Genomic DNA, 19,550 nt, shown 5'->3' with positions numbered 1-19,550 from the left:
TCTTATAAGACACAATAAAAGGGAGTTAAACCGGAAAATCTTGCTTAAGGGAGATTATACTGGAGTTATCCGGGCACATTGTCTGTACCCGGATATGGTGTGGTTATCCGGCAACGCCAGGCTCAGGTAATCTGAAGGATGAGACCAGCAATGCCAGTTGTTCCGCCTCCTCTTTCAGCGCCTGCGTCCGTGCTGCGGCATCATCAATTAATGAGGCGTTTTGCTGAACGGTGCTGTCCATCTCGGTAACGGCCAGCGTAACTTCGGAAACGCCCTTACGTTGTTCTTCACCCGCAACGCGTATTTCCCCCATCAACTGGCGCACCTGACGCACATTGTTGACCAGTTCTCCCAGACGCTCACCGGCATTGTGAATTTGCTGACTTCCGCTACCAACATGAGAAACGGATTCATCAATCAATGTTTTAATTTCCTGGGCGGCGGTGGCACTGCGCTGAGCCAGCGTGCGCACTTCGGAGGCCACGACGGCAAACCCTCTGCCAGCATCGCCCGCTCTGGCTGCTTCAACCGCGGCATTCAGGGCGAGAATATTGGTCTGGAACGCAATGCTGTCGATGACCGCGACAATTTCCACCATTCTGCCGGATGAGGCGCTGACGTTATCCATTGTTGAGATCACGCCCTGCATCACATCGCCGCAGCGGTTGGCCGTTTGCGCGGTGCTATCGGATAGCTCATCCGCCAGTTGTGTATTACTGGCGTTTTGATGAACGGTCGCATTTAACTGCTCCATAGCCGCCGAACTCTCTTCCAGCGCAGCGGCCTGCTGCGTTACGCGAGATGAAAGCTCCATATTACTGTCAGCCAGGCTAACGGCGTTATTCGCTACCACTGTGCTACTGCTTCTGACGGTGATCAGGATGGCCGAGATTTTATCGACGAACAGGTTAAACGCCTCGGCGATAGCCGAAATCTCGTCTTTGCCACGAACATCCAGACGACGGGTAAGATCGCCTTCTCCCTGCGCGATGTCATCAAGTGCCTGACGAGTATCATCGAGACGTGAAATTAGTCGACGAACCACCAGCCATGATCCCACCAGCAACAGCGTCATGATAGGGATCAATACTTCCAGAACGTCCTGCATCATCACTTTGGCAAGACCGACAATACGAGATTCCGGGGTTGCAAGTCCTACGACCCAGCCGGTATCTGGCATCGGGAACAGCATTACCTGTGACGCGGTATTCAGGACGTTGTCGTTTGCCAGCGTGATAGTCTTCACCCCATCTGTCGGGCGCAAAGATTTCAGACCGTTTTGCACCGGGATAAGCCACTGCGCGCTTTGCGCCAAATCGTTAATGGTTTTATATTTTGCCAGGTCGGCCTGCGGGAAATAGAGAATTTGTCCCTGCTTGTCTACCACAAATGCGTAACCACCGGTGCTGTTTCCCTGCTGCTGCATGAAAGTGGCGACGTTATCCAGACGGATATCAGTGGTAGCGACACCGGCAAACTTGCCCGCCTGTTGATAAGGCACGCTGCATGTCACCATGTTGACGCCTGAACTGGCATCCTGGTAAACGTCAGACCATAAACAGCTGTTTTGTGAATGGCCTTTGGCCAGTTGATACCAGCTTTCATTGTGGTATCCACTCGATCCTTCGACGTTATAATCATTGGAATACACCAGCTTTCCTTCAGCATTACGCGCCCAGAAAAAGCTTCTTTTCTCCACACCTGGGGTGAAGGCGTCTGGTTCTGGCCAGATGCCGCCGCCGGTTATAATCGAGTCTTTACCTTCACCAATAAGATGCGGAACAACGCTTTGGTACAGTGATTCATCGTTAGGCAACACTTCAGCCAATCGCGACAGGCTGACGGTCTCACCTTCAATTCGGGACAATACGGTACTCAACTGACGGGTTAAACCTTGCCCTGTTTCTTCGATCAGGGCGGTGTTGATTTCAACGACGCGCGGCTGACCGCGCCAGAGCATAATCACCACGATAACAAGGGTCGTTACTGCAAGCAGCAGAATGCCGCCGATGGTTAAACGCGTTGAAATACGAGTAGGATACCAGGCCATACAAACTCCTTCTGCAAAAGGCTAACTTTTATCCAGTATCGGCACAGGCGTTTATATCTTTATAAAGTTTTCTTAAGTATCACAAAACAAATTAGTGACAGCGTCACAAATAACAAAACCCAGCACTTTGGCTGGGTTTTAATAACGGTTTAATCTTATTTAGATAATTCTTTTTTGATTTCGTCTTTTATTTTACTTAATTCACTCTGCGGATGTTTCTTACAAAGTTCAACGGTCAGAGGAACTGCAGTCGTAACGGTTTCGTTATAGTCGACGTAGTCACCACCTTTGAAGTCTTCGTCTTCATTGAGCACCCAGAAGGCCACCGGAGCCATAGTTTGTGGGTTTAAATCAATAAACTCCTGGCAGTTCATGCCTTTCGGAGTCACTTCAGTTTTAGCGTTATCTGTTGCTGCATTGACGCTGACACTGGTTAACAGCGCTGCGACCAGAATACCTGCTGTAGAAAGGGAGAATTTATTCATTGTAGTACTCCATTTATAATATAAATAATATCTACACTTGCGCTTAACACCGTTAATGTAGCTCGCGAAAAATAATACCTCTACCATCATAAGAATAAAGATTGCTGTTATTGATATGGCTGAAATTTATATTTCCCATTACTGATTCTTATGTCTGAGGGATAAATGTTGCCCACAATGTGATCGTTCCGACGAAATCAGCAGATTCATACCCCTCTTCCTCTGCCGTTGCACCAAAACTGAACTACGCTGCACAAATGTTGATCATTGGTTAATGAATATCGGTTTATTTTTAACAAAAACAGCCGACGTGCCGCTGTTACGCACATGGCACGCGTCCTGCATTGTTAATTCGCTAACAGAAATACAGTATCTGACAGGCAACTAACAGCGAGAAGGTAATGACAGCCAAACCAGAGTTATTTACCCGCATAGAGCAAACCTTTAGCCAGCTGACGCCCAGCGAAAAGCGCGTGGCCGGGTGGCTGTTAGCCCATGCTGTGCAGATCCCATTTGAAACCGCAGATGGCATCGCCAAAGCAACCGGAACCAGCGGCATTACCGTCGGACGTTATCTGCGTAAACTGGGTTTTCGTAACCTGGAGGATGCAAAAGCCAGTCTGCGTGAACTGCCCGTTGTTCCGTATCAGCCCTGGGGAATGAATGAACGACTGGATTCCTGGCACCAGCAACAAAGCCTGCCGGATCGGGCACAGCAGTCGCTGTTACTGGAGATCGACGCCATTACCCACGTCTATCAACTTGCCCAGGGTGAGACGTTTCAACGCATTGCGCAGCAGCTGGCGCATGCGGAAGCCGTATACATCCTCGGGATCCAGTCCACCCGCGGGATCGCCAACGCCTTTTTTAGTCACCTGGAATACCTGCGACCTAAAGTCAGCTACTCCGAAGGCCTGTCCGGCAGTTGGGTTGAGTCGCTGAACTCGGGATTCAGCCAGCCTTACGTGGTTATTACCGATATGCGCGCCTACTCCGCTATTTCGCGACAATATTGCCGTGTCGCCACAGAGCGCTGTATTCCGCTGGCGCTCATTACCGATGTGTGGTGCCCATGGGCCAGGGATTATTCCATTGATTTACTTCAGGTAAAAACTGACACCGGGCATTTCTGGGACTCACTGGCACCGGTGAGCTGTCTGTTCAACTTATTACTTTCTGCGGTGGTGGCGCAACTGGGTGACGCCCTCGCAGGACGCCTGCAAACCAATCGCCAGTTACAACAACAATTTGGTCAATTCGAACAATAAACAGGAAACGTGCTATGTCAGAACTCCCAGAACTGGTCGATCTGTCGGTGATATTTCCGTCGCTGCATATCGATCTTAAATACGCTACTGCCGATAACATTACCGGCGCACCTATCTACCGGGAAGCGCGTTGTCTGTTGCACACTGAGGCGGTAACCGCGCTGGCTAAAAGCATCAGCATTGCGCAACTGGCCGGCCTGCAGCTTGTGGTGTACGACGCGTATCGCCCCCAGCAGGCGCAGGCGATACTGTGGAATGCCTGTCCCGACCCGCAGTATGTTGTCGATGTCGCAATTGGTTCCAATCACAGTCGCGGAACGGCCATTGACGTTACGTTGATGGACGATCGCGGCCATCTCCTTGATATGGGGGCCGGTTTTGATGAAATGCACGACCGTTCCCATGCCTGGCACCCGTCTGTACCTCCGGCAGCGCAGCGTAACCGCCTGCTGCTCAATGCCATTATGTTTGGCGGTGGTTTTGTCGGTATTAACAGTGAATGGTGGCATTTTGAATTACCTGATGCCGCTCGCTATCCGCTGCTTGACGATCAAATAGATTGTTACACTGTCACGTCCATAACAACACAACATCCCCTTTAATTCTGGAGCCTGGTTATGAAGACTACACCTGCGTTAAACGCTTTTTTCCGCCCCGCTCTGATAGCCGTTGCGTTAGCGTTTGCCCTGCCCGCCGCACAGGCTGCCGTTCCCAAAGATATGTTGGTGATTGGTAAAGCCGCCGATCCGCAGACGCTCGACCCCGCCGTGACCATCGATAACAATGACTGGACAGTCACCTATCCTTCCTACCAGCGGTTGGTTCAATACAAAACCGACGGAGGTAAAGGCTCCACGGAAGTTGAAGGTGATTTAGCCAGCGGCTGGAAAGCCTCTGACGATCAGAAAGAGTGGACGTTTACCCTGAAAAACGATGCCAAATTCGCCGACGGAACGCCGGTAACGGCAGATGCGGTAAAGCAATCCTTTGAACGTTTGCTCAAAATTGGTCAGGGACCTGCGGAAGCTTTCCCAAAAGATCTGAAGGTCGACGTCATTGATAACAACACGGTGAAATTTACCCTCAGCCAGCCGTTTGCCCCGTTTCTGTATACGCTGGCAAATGACGGTGCCTCAATCATTAACCCGGCCATCTTAAAAGAGCATGCCGCAGACGATGCCCGCGGATTCCTCGCGCAGAACACGGCAGGCTCTGGTCCCTTCATGCTGAAGAGCTGGCAAAAGGGACAACAACTGGTGCTGGTGCCGAACCCGCATTATGCCGGGGCGAAACCGACATTTAAGCGTGTCTCAGTCAAAATCATTGGTGAAAGCGCCTCTCGTCGCCTGCAACTGTCGCGTGGTGATATCGACATTGCCGATGCGCTTCCTGTTGACCAGCTTGCCGCTTTAAAACAGGAGGGCAAAGTGAACGTGGCGGATTATCCCTCATTGCGCGTGACCTATCTGTATCTCAACAACAGTAAGGCCCCGCTTAATCAGGTGGATTTACGCCGCGCCATCTCGTGGGCCACCGATTATAAAGGCATGGTCAACGGGATCCTGAGCGGCAACGGGAAGCAAATGCGTGGCCCGATCCCTGAAGGCATGTGGGGTTTTGACGACAAGGCCATGCAGTACAGCTTTGATGAAGCCAAAGCCAAAGCAGCGTGGGACAAAGTTGCCACCAAACCTGAAAGCCTGAGCTTCCTGTACTCCGATAATGACCCTAACTGGGAACCTATCGCGCTCGCCACCCAGGCAAGCCTTGGCAAACTGGGCATTAAGGTGAAACTGGAAAAACTGGCAAACGCCACCATGCGCGACCGCGTGGGCAAAGGCGATTACGACATTGCCATTGGCAACTGGAGTCCGGATTTTGCCGACCCGTACATGTTTATGAACTACTGGTTTGAGTCAGATAAGAAAGGCTTGCCGGGTAACCGTTCGTTCTATGAAAACGGTGAGGTCGATAAACTGCTGCGCAGCGCGCTGGCCACGACCGATCAGGTGGCCAGAACCAATGACTACCAGCAGGCGCAAACCATCGTGATTGATGAAGCGGCCTACGTCTATTTATTCCAGAAAAACTATCAGCTGGCGATGAACAAAGACGTCAAAGGATTTGTATTCAACCCCATGCTGGAACAGGTCTTCAATATCTCCACCATGAGTAAATAAGCCACGTTTATGCGGAGCCGCTCTGGCTCCGCAAGGGGAAGCTAATGACGTTCTGGAGTATTTTACGCCAGCGATGCTGGGGACTTATTCTGGTGGTTATCGGTGTTTGCGTAATCACCTTTATTATTTCACACCTGATACCTGGCGACCCCGCGCGGCTGCTGGCGGGCGATCGCGCCAGCGATGAAATTGTCGAAAATATTCGCCAACAGCTGGGGCTGAATCAACCGCTGTATGTCCAGTTTTTTCGCTATGTCAGCGATATTTTTCACGGCGATTTAGGTACCTCCATTCGCACCGGGCGTCCGGTACTGGATGAGCTGCGCATTTTTTTCCCCGCGACCCTTGAATTGGCTTTCTGTTCTTTGTTGCTGGCGCTGGTGATAGGTATCCCGCTGGGTATTTTATCTGCGGTCTGGCGCAACCGCTGGCTTGATCACCTCGTTCGCCTGATGGCGATTACCGGCATCTCCACGCCTGCATTCTGGCTGGGGCTGGGGGTTATCGTGCTGTTTTACGGTCATCTGCAAATTTTGCCCGGCGGTGGGCGTTTAGACGACTGGCTGGATCCACCTGCTCACGTCACCGGTTTCTACCTGATTGATGCTCTGCTGGAAGGCAATGGTGAAGTCTTTTTCAATGCGCTCCAGCACCTGATCCTACCATCACTGACGCTGGCTTTTGTGCACTTAGGAATCGTTGCCCGCCAGATTCGCTCCGCCATGCTGGAGCAACTGAGTGAAGATTACATTCGTACCGCGCGCGCCAGCGGGCTGCCGGGCTGGTACATCGTGTTGTGTTACGCGTTGCCGAATGCGCTTATCCCATCAATCACCGTCCTCGGCCTGGCGCTGGGCGATCTGCTCTACGGTGCGGTATTGACCGAAACGGTCTTTGCCTGGCCTGGCATGGGCGCCTGGGTGGTGACCTCAATTCAGGCTCTCGACTTCCCGGCGGTAATGGGATTTGCGGTGGTGGTCTCGTTCGCCTATGTGCTGGTCAACCTGGTGGTGGATTTACTCTATCTGTGGGTAGACCCTCGAATTGGACGTGGAGGTGCTGAATGATGCTCACACAAGAAACGCCGACCGCCCCTCAGACTGCACGCCGCCGCACGGACTGGGCCAAACTGTTCTGGATGATGAAAAGTAGCCCGCTGACGCTGGTTGGCGGGGTCATCATCGTATTGATACTGCTGCTGATGGTGCTGTCGCCGTGGATAACACCCCACGATCCGAATGCCATCAATTTGAGTGCGCGCCTGCTGCCCCCGTCAGCCGCTCACTGGTTTGGAACCGATGAAGTCGGTCGCGATCTGTTCAGCCGCGTTCTGGTAGGAAGTCAGCAATCTGTCGTTGCGGGTCTGGTGGTAGTGGGTATCGCCGGGGGATTGGGCTCACTGCTGGGTTGCTTGTCGGGTGTCATGGGTGGGCGTGCCGACGCGATAATTATGCGGATGATGGACATTATGCTGTCCATTCCTTCGCTGGTGTTGACGATGGCGTTAGCCGCCGCGCTGGGCCCCAGCCTGTTTAACGCCATGCTGGCGATTGCAATCGTCCGTATCCCTTTCTATGTACGCCTCGCCCGCGGTCAGACGTTAGTGGTACGCCAGTTTACTTATGTACAGGCTGCCCGGACCTACGGCGCTTCACGCTGGCATCTGATTAGCTGGCACATTTTACGCAATTCTCTGCCGCCGCTCATTGTGCAGGCATCACTGGATATCGGCAGTGCGATCCTGATGGCCGCCACGCTCGGGTTTATCGGTCTGGGCGCCCAGCAACCCAGCGCTGAATGGGGTGCGATGGTCGCAATTGGCCGCAATTACGTGCTTGATCAGTGGTGGTATTGTGCTTTTCCCGGCGCCGCCATTCTGATTACCGCCGTGGGCTTTAATCTCTTTGGCGATGGTATTCGCGATCTGCTGGATCCGAAAGCCGGAGGAAAACAGTCATGACACAACCCGTACTGGAAATCGAAGATTTGCATCTGAGTTTCCCCGGCTATAAAGCTGACGTGCATGCGCTGAACCATGTATCACTGCACATCAACCGCGGAGAAATCGTTGGTGTGGTGGGTGAATCCGGTTCCGGTAAGTCCGTGACCGCCATGCTCACCATGCGTCTGCTACCGGAGGGAAGCTATCGTATTCACCAGGGACGCGTTTCGCTGCTGGGTGAAGATGTGCTCAATGCCAGTGAGAAACAAATGCGCCAATGGCGCGGTGCACGTGTCGCGATGATCTTTCAGGAGCCCATGACGGCACTGAATCCGACCCGCCGTATCGGCCAGCAAATGGTGGAGGTGATCCGCCATCATCAGGCGTTAAGCCGCACGGATGCCCGCCAGAAAGCCGTCGCTCTACTCGAAGAGATGCAAATCCCGGACGCGCCGGAGGTCATGAAACGTTTTCCGTTTGAGCTTTCCGGCGGTATGCGCCAACGCGTGATGATTGCGCTGGCCTTTTCGTGCGAGCCGGAGCTTATCATTGCCGATGAACCGACCACTGCACTGGACGTCACGGTGCAACTGCAGGTGCTGCGTTTGCTGAAGTTAAAAGCGCGCGCCAGTGGAACAGCCGTGTTATTTATCAGCCATGATATGGCGGTGGTTTCACAGTTATGCGACCGGTTGTATGTCATGTATGCCGGGAGTGTGATTGAGAGTGGCCCGACGCAAACTGTTATTCAACGCCCGACTCACCCCTATTCCATCGGCTTGCTGAAATGTGCACCGGAACACGGCGAACCGCGCGCATTGCTGCCCGCCATTCCCGGCACCGTGCCGAACCTAACCTGCTTACCTGCCGGATGCGCGTTTCGCGAGCGCTGCTTTGCAGCTGGTCCTCGTTGTGAAGAAACGCCGGCGTTAAGTAGTCAGGGAGGTGCAGATCAACAATCTGCCTGCTGGTATCCGCAACTGGAGACAACACATGTCTGATTTTTTACTGGCGCTGCAGGATGTTCATGTCAACTTTCCTGCGCGTAAAAACTGGCTTGGCAAGGTTACGGAACGGGTGCATGCGCTCAACGGTCTGGATTTACAGATTCGCCAGGGTGAAACGCTGGGGATTGTTGGCGAATCCGGCTGTGGAAAAAGTACGCTGGCGCAACTGTTGATGGGCATGTTGAAACCCAGTCAGGGAAGCTATTCTCGCCGTGGTGATAAGCAGCATAACGGTATGCAAATGGTCTTTCAGGACCCTCTTTCATCACTGGACCCGCGCTTACCGGTGTGGCGGATAATTACCGAACCGGTGTGGATCCAAAAACGGAGCCCGGAGCGTGAACGACGCATGCTTGCCGAGGATTTGGCACGGCAGGTAGGCATTCGTCCTGAATATCTCGACCGCTTGCCGCACGCGTTTTCCGGTGGACAGCGCCAACGTATTGCTATTGCCCGGGCGCTATCGTCAGAGCCGGATGTTATCGTCCTCGATGAGCCCACTTCAGCGCTGGATATCTCCGTGCAGGCGCAAATTCTCAACCTGCTGGTGTCGCTACAGGCGCGCAGAAACCTGACCTACGTATTGATATCGCATAACGTGTCGGTGGTCCGCCATATGAGCGACCGTGTGGCGGTGATGTACCTCGGGCAAATTGTTGAGCTGGGTGATGCCCAACAGGTTCTCACTCATCCCGCCCATCCGTACACACGATTATTACTGGACTCGGTACCTAAAACGGGCACACCGCTGGCGGAAGATTTAGTGTTACGTAAGACTGAGCTTCCGGGAAACCGAACGTTGCCTCAGGGCTGCTTTTTCCGTGACAGATGTCCATTGGCAACCCACGGTTGTGAGAAGAAACAGGCATTGCTGAAGAGTGATACCGGATGTGACGTTCGCTGCTGGCGGGCGGTTACATGACCTGAGCCGTTGAGAAAAGTCAGGTGCGATACGCCTTTTTCAGTGAATCCACCAGCACCTCGGAAGCGGTAGATAATTTATGATGCGCCGAACGCAAAACCCCGATCCGACGCTGGATCACCGGCGTATCCAGATCGATACAGGTTGCGCCTAACTCTGTCATTTGCGTGCGGCATAGCGCAGGTACGGCGCTACCGCCCAGACCGTTAGCCACCAGACGGCCAACGGTCACCAGTTGATGGCTCTCCAGCGCTACTTCCAGCGTATGTCCGCTTTGCACCAGTTGTTCTTCCAGCATCAGCCGCACGGCGGACGGGCGTTGCAGGGTGATAAAATCCAGCGTCAGCAGTTCGCGCCACGCAATACGATCCCTGTCTGCCAGTCGACAGGTTGGCGGCACAATCGCGATAAAACGATCCACGCCGAGCGGCGTGAAATGCAGATGTCCCGAATAGTCCGGCTCGAAGGCTATGCCCATCTCGACCCGCCCTTCACTGACCATTTCAATCACGTGTTCATTGATCACATCATGAACCGTTACGTTGATACCGGAATAAGAATCACGAAATGTTTTCAGTACCGATGGCAGGACGTTGGCGGCAAATGAGGGCATGGCGGCGATCGATATTTTACCGCGCTGCAGCGTAAAGCGCTGGCGCATGGCTTCTTCCGTATTCTCCCAGTCCGCCAGCAACTGTCGCCCCATATTCAGCAGCGTTTCTCCCTCCTGCGTCAGGGTCACTTTACGGGTCGTTCTTAACAGTAACGCCCCGCCCAGCGAATCTTCCAGTCCTTTAATCGCCAGGCTTAACGCGGGTTGCGACATATTCAGTCTTTCGCTGGCATGAGCAAAATTCAGAGTGTGAGCTACCGCTAAAAACGCGCGTAACTGTTTGATGCTCATTCCCATTTCGCATTCCTTTAACTTGTTGAATACCTTTAATTAACATTAAATTGATAAAAAAACCCAATGAGTGAGTCACAAATTTAAAATTAACAAATCATTTTTCACCCCCAATGATGTCGGCAAGGACAACTGGGGAGGCAAGTGTATGGCTGGACTGGATAAACGTGTTGCCACTTATCAAGAGGCGCTGGAAGGACTGACTGACAACATGACGCTGCTGGCAGGTGGTTTTGGTCTATGTGGGATCCCTGAAAACCTGATTACCGAAGTACGCCGTCGGGAGGTTCAGGGACTTACCGTTGTATCAAACAACTGTGGCGTGGATGGCTTTGGCCTTGGCGTGCTGCTGGAAACGCGTCAGGTGCGCAAAGTGGTCGCGTCCTATGTGGGGGAAAACGCCCTGTTTGAGAAACAGGTGCTTAGCGGCGAACTGGAAGCCATCCTGACGCCACAGGGTACGCTGGCAGAGCAGTTGCGCGCGGGCGGCGCGGGGATCCCGGCATTTTTTACCGCGACCGGATATGGAACCCCCGTGGCGGAAGGGAAAGAGGTTCGCGAGTTTGCCGGACGCCCTTACATCCTTGAGCAGGCGATAACCGGTGATTTTGCGTTGGTTAAAGGCTGGAAAGCCGACTGGTACGGCAACATCATCTATCGCCACACCGCACAGAATTTTAATCCGCTGATGGCCGCCGCCGGGCGCATTACCGTCGTGGAAGTCGAAGAGATTGTCCCTCCCGGAGAACTGGACCCTGCTGCGATTCACACTCCCGGAATTTTCGTTAACCGCATCATTCAGGGGCAGTTTGAAAAACGTATTGAACAACGCACCCTGCGCCAGAAAGGAGCCTGACATGTTAACGCGTGAACAAATGGCGATGCGCGTCGCCCGAGAGCTGCGCGACGGATATTACGTCAACCTTGGGATCGGCATTCCCACGCTGGTGGCAAATTACATCCCTGATGGCATGGATGTGATGCTGCAATCAGAAAACGGTTTGCTGGGTATGGGCCCGTTTCCCACAGAAGACGAAATTGATGCCGACATGATCAACGCCGGGAAACAGACTGTGACGGCGCGTAAAGGCGCGGCGATTTTCGACTCGGCGCAATCCTTCGCCATGATCCGCGGCGGCCACGTTGATCTGACGGTGCTCGGTGCGTTTGAAGTCGATGTTAACGGCAATATCGCCTCATGGATGATCCCCGGAAAAATGGTGAAAGGCATGGGCGGCGCGATGGATCTGGTTGCCGGAGCCGACAATATCATTGTGGTAATGACCCATGCTTCCAAAAGCGGTGAGTCCAAACTGCTTCCCGCCTGCACCTTGCCGCTGACCGGCGTGGCCTGCATCAAACGTGTGCTTACCGACCTGGCTCTGCTGGAAATTACCGACGGTGCGTTCATTCTGCGTGAACGTGCACCGGGCATCAGCGTGGATGAAATTGTCGCCAGAACCGCCGGCAAGCTGATCGTTCCCGAAACTGTCCCCGAAATGCACTTTAGCTGAGGAGCTGACCATGCAGGATGTTGTAATTGTCGCGGCAACGCGCACCCCGATTGGCAGTTTTCATGGCGCGCTGGCACCACTTTCCGCCGTAGAGTTAGGTACAGCGGTAGTCCGTTCGCTGCTGGAAAAAACAGCTGTGGCACCTGAGCAAATCGATGAGGTGATCTTAGGTCAGGTTTTGACTGCGGGCTGCGGTCAGAATCCGGCCAGACAAACGGCGTTACGGGCAGGACTGCCGGTCACCACGCCCGCGTTAACCATCAACTTGGTGTGTGGTTCGGGTCTGAAGGCGGTGCATCAGGCGGTACAGGCGATTCGCTGTGGCGATGCGCAAATCGTGATTGCCGGGGGCCAGGAGAGCATGAGCAATGCGCCCTATTATCTCGACGGCGCGCGGGCCGGTCTGCGGTTGGGTCATGCCAGTATGAAAGACAGCGTGGTGCATGACGGCCTGTGGGATGCGTTCAACGACTATCACATGGGTATTACTGCCGAAAATCTGGCGGATAAGTTCGTAATCAGCCGTGAGCAACAGGACGCTTTTGCCCTGCACTCCCAGCAAAAAGCTGCCGCCGCCATTGAAGCGGGTCGTTTTAACGCGGAAATCACGCCGGTTAGCGTCCCGCAGGGCAAAAAGCCGCCACGTGTGGTGGATCATGACGAACAACCTCGTCCGGATACTCAGGCCGACAAGCTGGCGCAACTTAAACCGGCGTTTCGTCCGGGTAACGGCACGGTGACCGCCGGAAATGCATCATCCATCAATGATGGTGCCGCCGCGGTGATGTTGATGAGCACCGCCAAAGCGGCGGAACTCAATCTGCCAGTACTTGCCCGGGTGGCAGGCTACGCGGTTTCTGGCGTCGATCCCGCAATTATGGGGATTGGGCCGGTAGAAGCGTCACTCCAGTGCCTGAAGCGTGCTGGCTGGACGCTAAATGACGTGGATCTTATCGAAGCCAACGAAGCCTTTGCTGCGCAAGCGCTGGCGGTTGGCGAATCCCTGAACTGGGACAGCAACCGGGTAAACGTGAACGGCGGTGCGATTGCGCTGGGGCACCCGATTGGCGCATCAGGTTGCCGAATTCTGGTAACGCTGCTGCATGAAATGGCGCGTAGCAACGCAGCCAAAGGATTGGCCACGCTGTGCGTAGGTGGTGGTCAGGGGGTGGCGCTGGCGGTAGAACGTCCGCAGGGGGTAGCTCATGCAAAGTAAGCCTATCTGCGTTCTGGGCGCGGGGTTAATGGGTGTCGGCATTGCTACCCACTTCGCCCGTTTTGGTTACGATGTCTGGTTATACGATACCGATAGCAGCCGAATTGCAGAAATAAGCGCCGTAGCCGGCGGTATTCTGGATGAGCTGATTGTCACCGATCAATTTGCAATTGGTGAAAAAGCGACGGTCGTGGCTCGCCTGCACGGCACAACCTCGCTACAGGATATTGCCGCATGCAGGTTACTGATTGAAGCGATCCCGGAGCGGCTCGAACTCAAACACGCACTGTATGCGCAACTGGAAGAGCTGATCGCGCCGGAGGCCGTTATTGCCAGTAATACCAGCGGCCTGCCGCCGGATGCGCTGGCAGAAAAACTCACCCATCCCGAACGGTTGCTGATCGCCCATTTCTGGCACCCGCCACATTTTATTCCGCTAGTCGAAATTGTACCTGGCACCACAACGAAGCCAGAGTATCTCCATGAATTGCAACAACAACTGATCGCGATGCAACTTGAGGCGGTGGTGCTCGACCGCGCAGCACCAGGGTTTGTTGGCAATCGACTGCAGTTTGCCCTGCTGCGTGAAGCGCTACATATCGTTAAAAGCGGCATCGCCAGCGCAGAAGTGGTTGATCAGGTGATGCGCGCCTCGCTCGGACGTCGCTATGCAATGGTCGGTCCGCTGGAGGCTGCTGATATGACCGGACTTTCTACGGTGCAGGACATTTGTCGGCATCTGCTTCCGGAACTGGCAACCGGCAGCGACATGATGTCGCTGGTCGCTGACAAGGTTGCCAACGGTGATACCGGGTTGCGCAGCGGCCAGGGATTTTATCGCTGGGATGATTCGCGCAAGGAATACATCCAGCAACGCAGGGAGCATCAACTGCGCTTTGCCCTGAAACCGTAACTTCTCTTTCTGTACCCCACTATAACAATGATATTGAGGAGTCATGATGAGTGTATTAATCGCCCTGGCAGCGTTGGGCCTGCTGATGCTGGCAGCCTATCGCGGATATAGCGTTATCCTGTTTGCCCCCATCGCGGCATTAGGTGCTGTATTGCTTACCGAACCTAGCGCCGTCGGCCCTGCTTTCACCGGCCTGTTTATGGAAAAAATGGTCGGTTTTGTGAAGCTTTACTTCCCGGTGTTCTTGCTGGGGGCAGTGTTTGGCAAGTTAATCGAGTTATCTGGGTTTTCACGTTCCATTGTTGCCGCCGCTATCAACATTCTCGGCCGTCGCCATGCCATTCCGGTTATTGTGCTGGTATGTGCGCTGTTGACCTACGGCGGCGTATCGCTGTTCGTCGTGGCGTTTGCGGTGTATCCGTTCGCGGCCGAACTGTTCCGTCAGAGCAATATCCCGAAGCGGCTGATCCCGGCAACCGTTGCGCTGGGCGCGTTCTCCTTCACCATGGATGCCCTGCCAGGTACGCCGCAAATCCAGAACATTATTCCGACCAGCTTCTTCGGTACCAACGCCTGGGCCGCGCCGTGGCTGGGTTTGATAGGTTCCGTATTTATCATCATTGTTGGTCTGGTTTATCTCGAACGTCAGCGTCGTAAAGCACAGGCTAAGGATGAGGGTTATGGCACTGAACTGTTAAACGAGCCGGAAACGCCGGATAACATTAATCTGCCGAACCCGATCATCGCGATCTCTCCGCTGATCCTGGTTGGGGTATTTAACCTGCTGTTTACCCGCTGGATCCCACAATGGTATGGCGCCACGCATCAGCTTGAACTTCCGGGCCTTGCCAAGCCGATTACCACCGAAGTCGGTAAAATCACCGCTATCTGGGCAGTGGAAGCGGCGCTGATTTCTGGGATCCTGCTGGTGGTGCTCTTCGGCTACCGCAACATAAAAGGTCGCCTGGCGGAAGGCAGCAGAACGGCGGTTGGCGGCGCGATCCTCGCGGCGATGAACACCGCGTCAGAGTATGGTTTTGGCGCAGTGATCGCCGCCCTGCCTGGTTTCCTTGTACTGTCAAAAGCGCTGGCGGCTATTCCTGACCCGCTGCTCAATGAAGCTATCAGTATCACTACGCTCGCCGGGATCACCGGTTCGGCGTCTGGCGGGATGAGTATTGCCCTTGCCGCCATGTCTGACACCTTTATCGCGGCCGCTCACGCTGCCAATATCCCACTTGAAGTCTTCCACCGCGTGGCGTCTATGGCCAGCGGTGGTATGGACACCCTGCCGCATAACGGCGCAGTCATTACCTTATTAGCTATCACCGGTCTCAGCCATCGTCAGGCGTATGGCGGAATTTTTGCTATTACCGTCATTAAAAGTCTGGCCGTACTGTTTGTCATCGGCGTCTTCTACACCACCGGAATTGTTTAAGGAGAATCATCATGAACTTAACGGGAAAAACCGCCCTGGTTACCGGCTCGACCAGTGGTATCGGATTAGGTATCGCACAGGTGCTGGCGCAAGCGGGCGCCACCCTGATCCTCAACGGGTTTGGTGATGTGGATGCCGCCAAAGACGCTGTTGCCCAATATGGCAAAACTCCAGGCTATCATGGCGCAGATCTGAGCGACGAAGCGCAAATTGCCGACATGATGCGCTATGCCGTGAGCGAATTCGGTGGCGTTGATATTCTGGTCAACAATGCGGGGATCCAGCATGTATCCCCGGTGGAAACCTTCCCGGTTGATAAATGGAACGCGATTATCGCTATTAATCTCTCTTCCGTTTTTCACACCACGCGTCTGGCACTTCCTGGTATGCGCGCGCGAAACTGGGGGCGCATCATTAATATCGCTTCTGTTCACGGCCTGGTGGCCTCAAAAGAGAAATCTGCCTACGTAGCGGCGAAGCACGGCGTGGTGGGATTCACCAAGACCATCGCACTGGAAACCGCGCAGACGGGTGTCACCAGCAATGCGCTGTGTCCCGGCTGGGTGCTCACGCCGCTGGTTCAGCAGCAGATCGATAAGCGCATTGCCGAAGGCGCAGAGCCTGAGGCTGCGCGTGACGCCCTGCTGGCGGAAAAGCAGCCGTCGCGCGAATTCGTCACGCCGGAACAGTTAGGTGAGCTGGCACTATTTCTGTGTTCAGACGGTGCGGCGCAGGTGCGTGGCGTGGCGTGGAATATGGATGGCGGTTGGGTAGCGCAATAACATCATCAGGTGCCGGATAAGACTGACTTACATCCGGCACAATCGTAGGTCGGATAAGACGCAGTCGCATCCGGCGCGCCATGATTAAGACTTCAGCTGATAATCCAGCGTAATTTCCGCGTTTAGTACCTGCGATACCGGGCATCCGGCTTTTGCTTTCTGGATGATGCCGTCAAACGTGGCGGCGTCTATCCCCGGCACGCTCACCTGGCTATGCAACGCGACTTTAGTGATCGCAAACCCGGCATCTACTTTATCCAGAGAAACATCGGCAGTGGTATCAATGGCATCTGGTGTAAACCCTGCTTCGCCCAGCATCAGCGAAAGTGCCATCGAGAAGCAGGCAGCATGGGCCGCGCCAATCAATTCTTCAGGATTGGTGCCTTTCACACCTTCAAATCGTGTATTAAACCCATACGGTTGCTGATTCAACACGCCACTTTCGGTCGACACAGTGCCTTTGCCGCGCTTAATGTCGCCTTCCCAGTGTGCCTGACCTTTCTTATGGATAGTCATTACCACTCTCCTGTGTTGTCGTCGGAGTTACTAGTATAGGACGGCTGAGAAAAAGCATGTTACATACGGGATAGTTCTCATTTGCCGCTTAAGCATTGACCTTTCAGATAAAATGACCGACCATCCAGAAAGCCGTTATGTTGAACATCGGCTTTATATCAGGTTGTATTTCGTCCGTTCTCATACGGGCTCGCCCTTGAAACCAGTAACAGGATTAAGGAGTTAGAATGAAATCGAACCGTCAGGCCCGTCATATTCTCGGACTGGACCACAAAATCTCAAATCAACGTAAAATCGTGACCGAAGGTGACAAAACCAACGTGGTCAATAATCCTACTGGAAGAAAGCGCCGCACTGACGGCAAGTAGCCTTTCGCACGTCTGACTGAGTAACGAGATAAACACCATTGCAACCGCAGTGGTGTTTTTGCTTATAAAACCCCTTAACCCATTCACAATGCTTTATACTTCGCCCGTTTCCCTGGCGGACAGGCCACATACGATCATAAAGAGCGCCAGGGACGGTTATTCAAAAAAGAGTGAGTGACATGGAAAACGAAACCAAAAAACTGCGTTCCCTTTACATCCCCTACGCTGGCCCGGTACTGCTGGAATTCCCTTTACTGAATAAAGGGAGCGCCTTCAGTGTGGAAGAACGCCGTAACTTCAACCTGCTGGGGTTACTGCCGGAAGTGGTCGAGACGATTGAGGAACAGGCTGAACGCGCCTGGATCCAATATCAGGGATTCAAAACCGAAATCGACAAACATATTTACCTGCGCAACATCCAGGACACCAACGAAACCCTGTTTTACCGACTGGTGCATAATCACCTGGATGAGATGATGCCAGTTATCTATACCCCAACGGTCGGCGCGGCCTGTGAGCGTTTCTCTGAGATTTATCGTCGTGCGCGCGGCGTGTTTATCTCTTATCAGAACCGCCACAATATGGACGATATCCTGCAAAACGTCCCTAACCACAATATCAAGGTCATCGTTGTCACCGATGGCGAACGTATTTTAGGTCTTGGCGATCAGGGGATCGGCGGGATGGGCATTCCAATCGGTAAACTGTCGCTGTATACCGCATGTGGCGGAATTAGCCCGGCCTATACTCTTCCGGTGGTACTGGACGTGGGGACCAACAACCAGCAACTGCTGAACGATCCGCTGTATATGGGCTGGCGCAATCCGCGTATCACTGATGATGAATACTACGAATTCGTTGATGAATTCATCCAGGCCGTGAAGCATCGCTGGCCGGACGTGCTGTTGCAGTTTGAAGATTTCGCCCAGAAAAACGCTATGCCACTGCTGACCCGTTATCGTGATGAAATTTGCTCGTTTAACGACGATATTCAGGGCACCGCGGCGGTTACTGTCGGTACGCTGATTGCGGCTAGCCGCGCGGCCGGTAGCCAGTTGAGTGAACAGAACATCGTCTTCCTCGGCGCAGGTTCCGCCGGTTGCGGGATTGCCGAGCAGATCATTGCGCAGATCCAGCGTGAAGGTTTAAGCGAAGAAGCGGCGCGTCAACGCGTATTCATGGTCGACCGCTTCGGCCTGTTAACAGACAAAATGCCGAACCTGCTCTCCTTCCAGACCAAACTGGTGCAAAAACGCGAAAATCTCCAGCATTGGGATACCCAAGAAGATGTGCTGTCGTTGCTCGATGTGGTCCGCAACGTTAAGCCGGATATCCTGATCGGCGTTTCCGGACAAACCGGCCTGTTTACCGAAGAGATCATCCGCGAAATGCACAAGCATTGTCCGCGTCCGATCGTCATGCCGTTGTCTAACCCCACTTCCCGTGTTGAAGCTACACCACAGGATATTATCGCCTGGACCGAAGGTAACGCGCTGGTTGCGACCGGTAGTCCATTCGCACCGGTACTGTGGAAAGATAAAATTTACCCAATCGCCCAGTGTAACAACGCCTATATCTTCCCGGGTATCGGCCTGGGTGTGATTGCGTCTGGCGCGTCGCGCATCACTGATGAAATGCTGATGTCGGCGAGTGAAACGCTGGCGCAGTATTCACCGCTGGTGCTCAACGGTGAAGGTCTGGTGCTACCGGAACTGAAAGATATTCAGACCGTTTCTCGCGCCATTGCCTTTGCCGTCGGTAAAATGGCTCAGCAGCAAGGTGTGGCAGTGAAAACCTCCGCCGAAGCGCTGCAACAGGCGATTGACGATAATTTCTGGCAGGCAGAATATCGCGACTACCGTCGTACCTCTATTTGACGGTTTGCCCGGCGGCACACTGCTGCCGGGCGTTCAACACTTGCGCTTTTGCGTAACTTACGATTACACTTTCACCACCGATTAACATTCTGAAAAACAAAAGGAGGATACTTATGCTGTACTGTGAACGTTTTATCGTTTCACATGCTTTTGGCGATCGCCAGTGCT

At 53.7% G+C, this 19,550-nt stretch carries 19 protein-coding genes; 15 read left to right on the top strand and 4 right to left on the bottom strand.

Translation table 11 applies throughout. The annotated features are described in order from the left end of the window. Positions 1 to 103: 103 nt before the first annotated feature. Both OGX83_RS06495 and hdeB read right to left on the bottom strand, forming a co-directional pair. Positions 104 to 2,050 carry a methyl-accepting chemotaxis protein gene (locus tag OGX83_RS06495; RefSeq protein WP_284878802.1) on the bottom strand — a complete coding sequence of 649 codons (1,947 nt, stop codon included), beginning with the start codon at positions 2,048 to 2,050 and terminating at the stop codon, positions 104 to 106. Between the two features lie 155 nt (positions 2,051 to 2,205). Next, the gene (gene hdeB, locus OGX83_RS06490; RefSeq protein WP_003019999.1) at positions 2,206 to 2,535 is read right to left on the bottom strand and encodes an acid-activated periplasmic chaperone HdeB; all 330 of its coding nucleotides are present in this window, start codon (positions 2,533 to 2,535) and stop codon (positions 2,206 to 2,208) included. 401 nt (positions 2,536 to 2,936) lie between these two features. Between hdeB and OGX83_RS06485 the strand changes: the two genes are divergently transcribed. Genes OGX83_RS06485 through OGX83_RS06455 form a run of 7 tightly spaced genes read left to right on the top strand, consistent with a single transcriptional unit; the run spans position 2,937 to position 9,854 of the window. Then, on the top strand, positions 2,937 to 3,803 hold the full coding sequence (locus OGX83_RS06485) for a MurR/RpiR family transcriptional regulator (RefSeq protein ID WP_003832990.1): 867 nt from the start codon (positions 2,937 to 2,939) through the stop codon (positions 3,801 to 3,803). Between the two features lie 14 nt (positions 3,804 to 3,817). Beyond that, positions 3,818 to 4,405, top strand: coding sequence for a D-alanyl-D-alanine dipeptidase (ddpX, locus tag OGX83_RS06480; protein ID WP_008784783.1), 588 nt, complete (start codon positions 3,818 to 3,820; stop codon positions 4,403 to 4,405). A gap of 15 nt (positions 4,406 to 4,420) precedes the next feature. Then, positions 4,421 to 5,983 carry an ABC transporter substrate-binding protein gene (locus tag OGX83_RS06475; RefSeq protein ID WP_003832992.1) on the top strand — a complete coding sequence of 521 codons (1,563 nt, stop codon included), beginning with the start codon at positions 4,421 to 4,423 and terminating at the stop codon, positions 5,981 to 5,983. Positions 5,984 to 6,027: 44 nt separating this feature from the next. Next, entirely contained in the window at positions 6,028 to 7,050 is a 1,023-nt protein-coding gene (locus OGX83_RS06470; RefSeq protein ID WP_003020008.1) for an ABC transporter permease, read from the top strand. Continuing rightward, a complete protein-coding gene (gene ddpC, locus OGX83_RS06465) occupies positions 7,047 to 7,943 on the top strand; it encodes a D,D-dipeptide ABC transporter permease (protein ID WP_003832993.1) in 897 nt (298 codons plus the stop codon). Before OGX83_RS06470 ends, ddpC begins: the two co-directional genes overlap by 4 nt. Further along, positions 7,940 to 8,926 carry an ABC transporter ATP-binding protein gene (locus OGX83_RS06460; protein ID WP_181511109.1) on the top strand — a complete coding sequence of 329 codons (987 nt, stop codon included), beginning with the start codon at positions 7,940 to 7,942 and terminating at the stop codon, positions 8,924 to 8,926. The genes ddpC and OGX83_RS06460 overlap by 4 nt, the downstream gene beginning before the upstream one ends. Further along, on the top strand, positions 8,919 to 9,854 hold the full coding sequence (locus tag OGX83_RS06455) for an ABC transporter ATP-binding protein (protein WP_125363645.1): 936 nt from the start codon (positions 8,919 to 8,921) through the stop codon (positions 9,852 to 9,854). Before OGX83_RS06460 ends, OGX83_RS06455 begins: the two co-directional genes overlap by 8 nt. Before the next feature lie 19 nt (positions 9,855 to 9,873). Here OGX83_RS06455 and OGX83_RS06450 read toward each other — a convergent pair whose 3' ends face one another. Continuing rightward, on the bottom strand, positions 9,874 to 10,764 hold the full coding sequence (locus tag OGX83_RS06450; protein ID WP_003020016.1) for a LysR family transcriptional regulator: 891 nt from the start codon (positions 10,762 to 10,764) through the stop codon (positions 9,874 to 9,876). A 142-nt stretch (positions 10,765 to 10,906) separates the two neighbouring features. Between OGX83_RS06450 and OGX83_RS06445 the strand changes: the two genes are divergently transcribed. Genes OGX83_RS06445 through OGX83_RS06420 form a run of 6 tightly spaced genes read left to right on the top strand, consistent with a single transcriptional unit; the run spans position 10,907 to position 16,621 of the window. Beyond that, positions 10,907 to 11,614, top strand: a complete 708-nt coding sequence (locus OGX83_RS06445) for a CoA transferase subunit A (protein ID WP_008784788.1) — start codon at positions 10,907 to 10,909, stop codon at positions 11,612 to 11,614. Position 11,615: 1 nt separating this feature from the next. Beyond that, the gene (locus OGX83_RS06440; RefSeq protein ID WP_008784789.1) at positions 11,616 to 12,272 is read left to right on the top strand and encodes a CoA transferase subunit B; all 657 of its coding nucleotides are present in this window, start codon (positions 11,616 to 11,618) and stop codon (positions 12,270 to 12,272) included. A 10-nt stretch (positions 12,273 to 12,282) separates the two neighbouring features. Continuing rightward, positions 12,283 to 13,488 (top strand): acetyl-CoA C-acetyltransferase, encoded by a 1,206-nt coding sequence (locus OGX83_RS06435; protein WP_286587605.1) that lies wholly within the window; start codon positions 12,283 to 12,285, stop codon positions 13,486 to 13,488. Then, positions 13,478 to 14,401 (top strand): 3-hydroxyacyl-CoA dehydrogenase family protein, encoded by a 924-nt coding sequence (locus OGX83_RS06430; protein WP_286587603.1) that lies wholly within the window; start codon positions 13,478 to 13,480, stop codon positions 14,399 to 14,401. The genes OGX83_RS06435 and OGX83_RS06430 overlap by 11 nt, the downstream gene beginning before the upstream one ends. Before the next feature lie 43 nt (positions 14,402 to 14,444). Continuing rightward, positions 14,445 to 15,839 (top strand): GntP family permease, encoded by a 1,395-nt coding sequence (locus tag OGX83_RS06425; RefSeq protein ID WP_199771095.1) that lies wholly within the window; start codon positions 14,445 to 14,447, stop codon positions 15,837 to 15,839. Between the two features lie 11 nt (positions 15,840 to 15,850). Beyond that, positions 15,851 to 16,621 (top strand): 3-hydroxybutyrate dehydrogenase, encoded by a 771-nt coding sequence (locus OGX83_RS06420; RefSeq protein ID WP_286587600.1) that lies wholly within the window; start codon positions 15,851 to 15,853, stop codon positions 16,619 to 16,621. A gap of 84 nt (positions 16,622 to 16,705) precedes the next feature. Here OGX83_RS06420 and OGX83_RS06415 read toward each other — a convergent pair whose 3' ends face one another. Beyond that, entirely contained in the window at positions 16,706 to 17,137 is a 432-nt protein-coding gene (locus tag OGX83_RS06415; protein WP_005126807.1) for an OsmC family protein, read from the bottom strand. Between the two features lie 227 nt (positions 17,138 to 17,364). Here OGX83_RS06415 and sra point away from each other — a divergent pair, with 227 nt between their 5' ends. Continuing rightward, complete coding sequence (gene sra / locus OGX83_RS06410) at positions 17,365 to 17,505, top strand: stationary-phase-induced ribosome-associated protein (RefSeq protein ID WP_003833009.1); 141 nt, start codon at positions 17,365 to 17,367, stop codon at positions 17,503 to 17,505. Positions 17,506 to 17,684: 179 nt separating this feature from the next. Next, positions 17,685 to 19,382, top strand: a complete 1,698-nt coding sequence (gene maeA, locus OGX83_RS06405) for a malate dehydrogenase (protein WP_003833011.1) — start codon at positions 17,685 to 17,687, stop codon at positions 19,380 to 19,382. Positions 19,383 to 19,550: the final 168 nt, after the last annotated feature.

It is taken from the genome of Citrobacter sp. Cpo074, assembly GCF_030332745.1.
Classification (GTDB): domain Bacteria; phylum Pseudomonadota; class Gammaproteobacteria; order Enterobacterales; family Enterobacteriaceae; genus Citrobacter; species Citrobacter portucalensis.
Note: the sequence above shows the minus strand (reverse complement) of the source record. Positions and strands in the feature narration are given on the sequence as shown.

Coding starts and splice junctions, on each gene's coding strand:
- OGX83_RS06495 (WP_284878802.1), bottom strand. CDS start 2,050: ATGGCCTGGTATCCTACTCGTATTTCAACGCGTTTAACCATCGGCGGC.
- hdeB (WP_003019999.1), bottom strand. CDS start 2,535: ATGAATAAATTCTCCCTTTCTACAGCAGGTATTCTGGTCGCAGCGCTG.
- OGX83_RS06485 (WP_003832990.1), top strand. CDS start 2,937: ATGACAGCCAAACCAGAGTTATTTACCCGCATAGAGCAAACCTTTAGC.
- ddpX (WP_008784783.1), top strand. CDS start 3,818: ATGTCAGAACTCCCAGAACTGGTCGATCTGTCGGTGATATTTCCGTCG.
- OGX83_RS06475 (WP_003832992.1), top strand. CDS start 4,421: ATGAAGACTACACCTGCGTTAAACGCTTTTTTCCGCCCCGCTCTGATA.
- OGX83_RS06470 (WP_003020008.1), top strand. CDS start 6,028: ATGACGTTCTGGAGTATTTTACGCCAGCGATGCTGGGGACTTATTCTG.
- ddpC (WP_003832993.1), top strand. CDS start 7,047: ATGATGCTCACACAAGAAACGCCGACCGCCCCTCAGACTGCACGCCGC.
- OGX83_RS06460 (WP_181511109.1), top strand. CDS start 7,940: ATGACACAACCCGTACTGGAAATCGAAGATTTGCATCTGAGTTTCCCC.
- OGX83_RS06455 (WP_125363645.1), top strand. CDS start 8,919: ATGTCTGATTTTTTACTGGCGCTGCAGGATGTTCATGTCAACTTTCCT.
- OGX83_RS06450 (WP_003020016.1), bottom strand. CDS start 10,764: ATGGGAATGAGCATCAAACAGTTACGCGCGTTTTTAGCGGTAGCTCAC.
- OGX83_RS06445 (WP_008784788.1), top strand. CDS start 10,907: ATGGCTGGACTGGATAAACGTGTTGCCACTTATCAAGAGGCGCTGGAA.
- OGX83_RS06440 (WP_008784789.1), top strand. CDS start 11,616: ATGTTAACGCGTGAACAAATGGCGATGCGCGTCGCCCGAGAGCTGCGC.
- OGX83_RS06435 (WP_286587605.1), top strand. CDS start 12,283: ATGCAGGATGTTGTAATTGTCGCGGCAACGCGCACCCCGATTGGCAGT.
- OGX83_RS06430 (WP_286587603.1), top strand. CDS start 13,478: ATGCAAAGTAAGCCTATCTGCGTTCTGGGCGCGGGGTTAATGGGTGTC.
- OGX83_RS06425 (WP_199771095.1), top strand. CDS start 14,445: ATGATGAGTGTATTAATCGCCCTGGCAGCGTTGGGCCTGCTGATGCTG.
- OGX83_RS06420 (WP_286587600.1), top strand. CDS start 15,851: ATGAACTTAACGGGAAAAACCGCCCTGGTTACCGGCTCGACCAGTGGT.
- OGX83_RS06415 (WP_005126807.1), bottom strand. CDS start 17,137: ATGACTATCCATAAGAAAGGTCAGGCACACTGGGAAGGCGACATTAAG.
- sra (WP_003833009.1), top strand. CDS start 17,365: ATGAAATCGAACCGTCAGGCCCGTCATATTCTCGGACTGGACCACAAA.
- maeA (WP_003833011.1), top strand. CDS start 17,685: ATGGAAAACGAAACCAAAAAACTGCGTTCCCTTTACATCCCCTACGCT.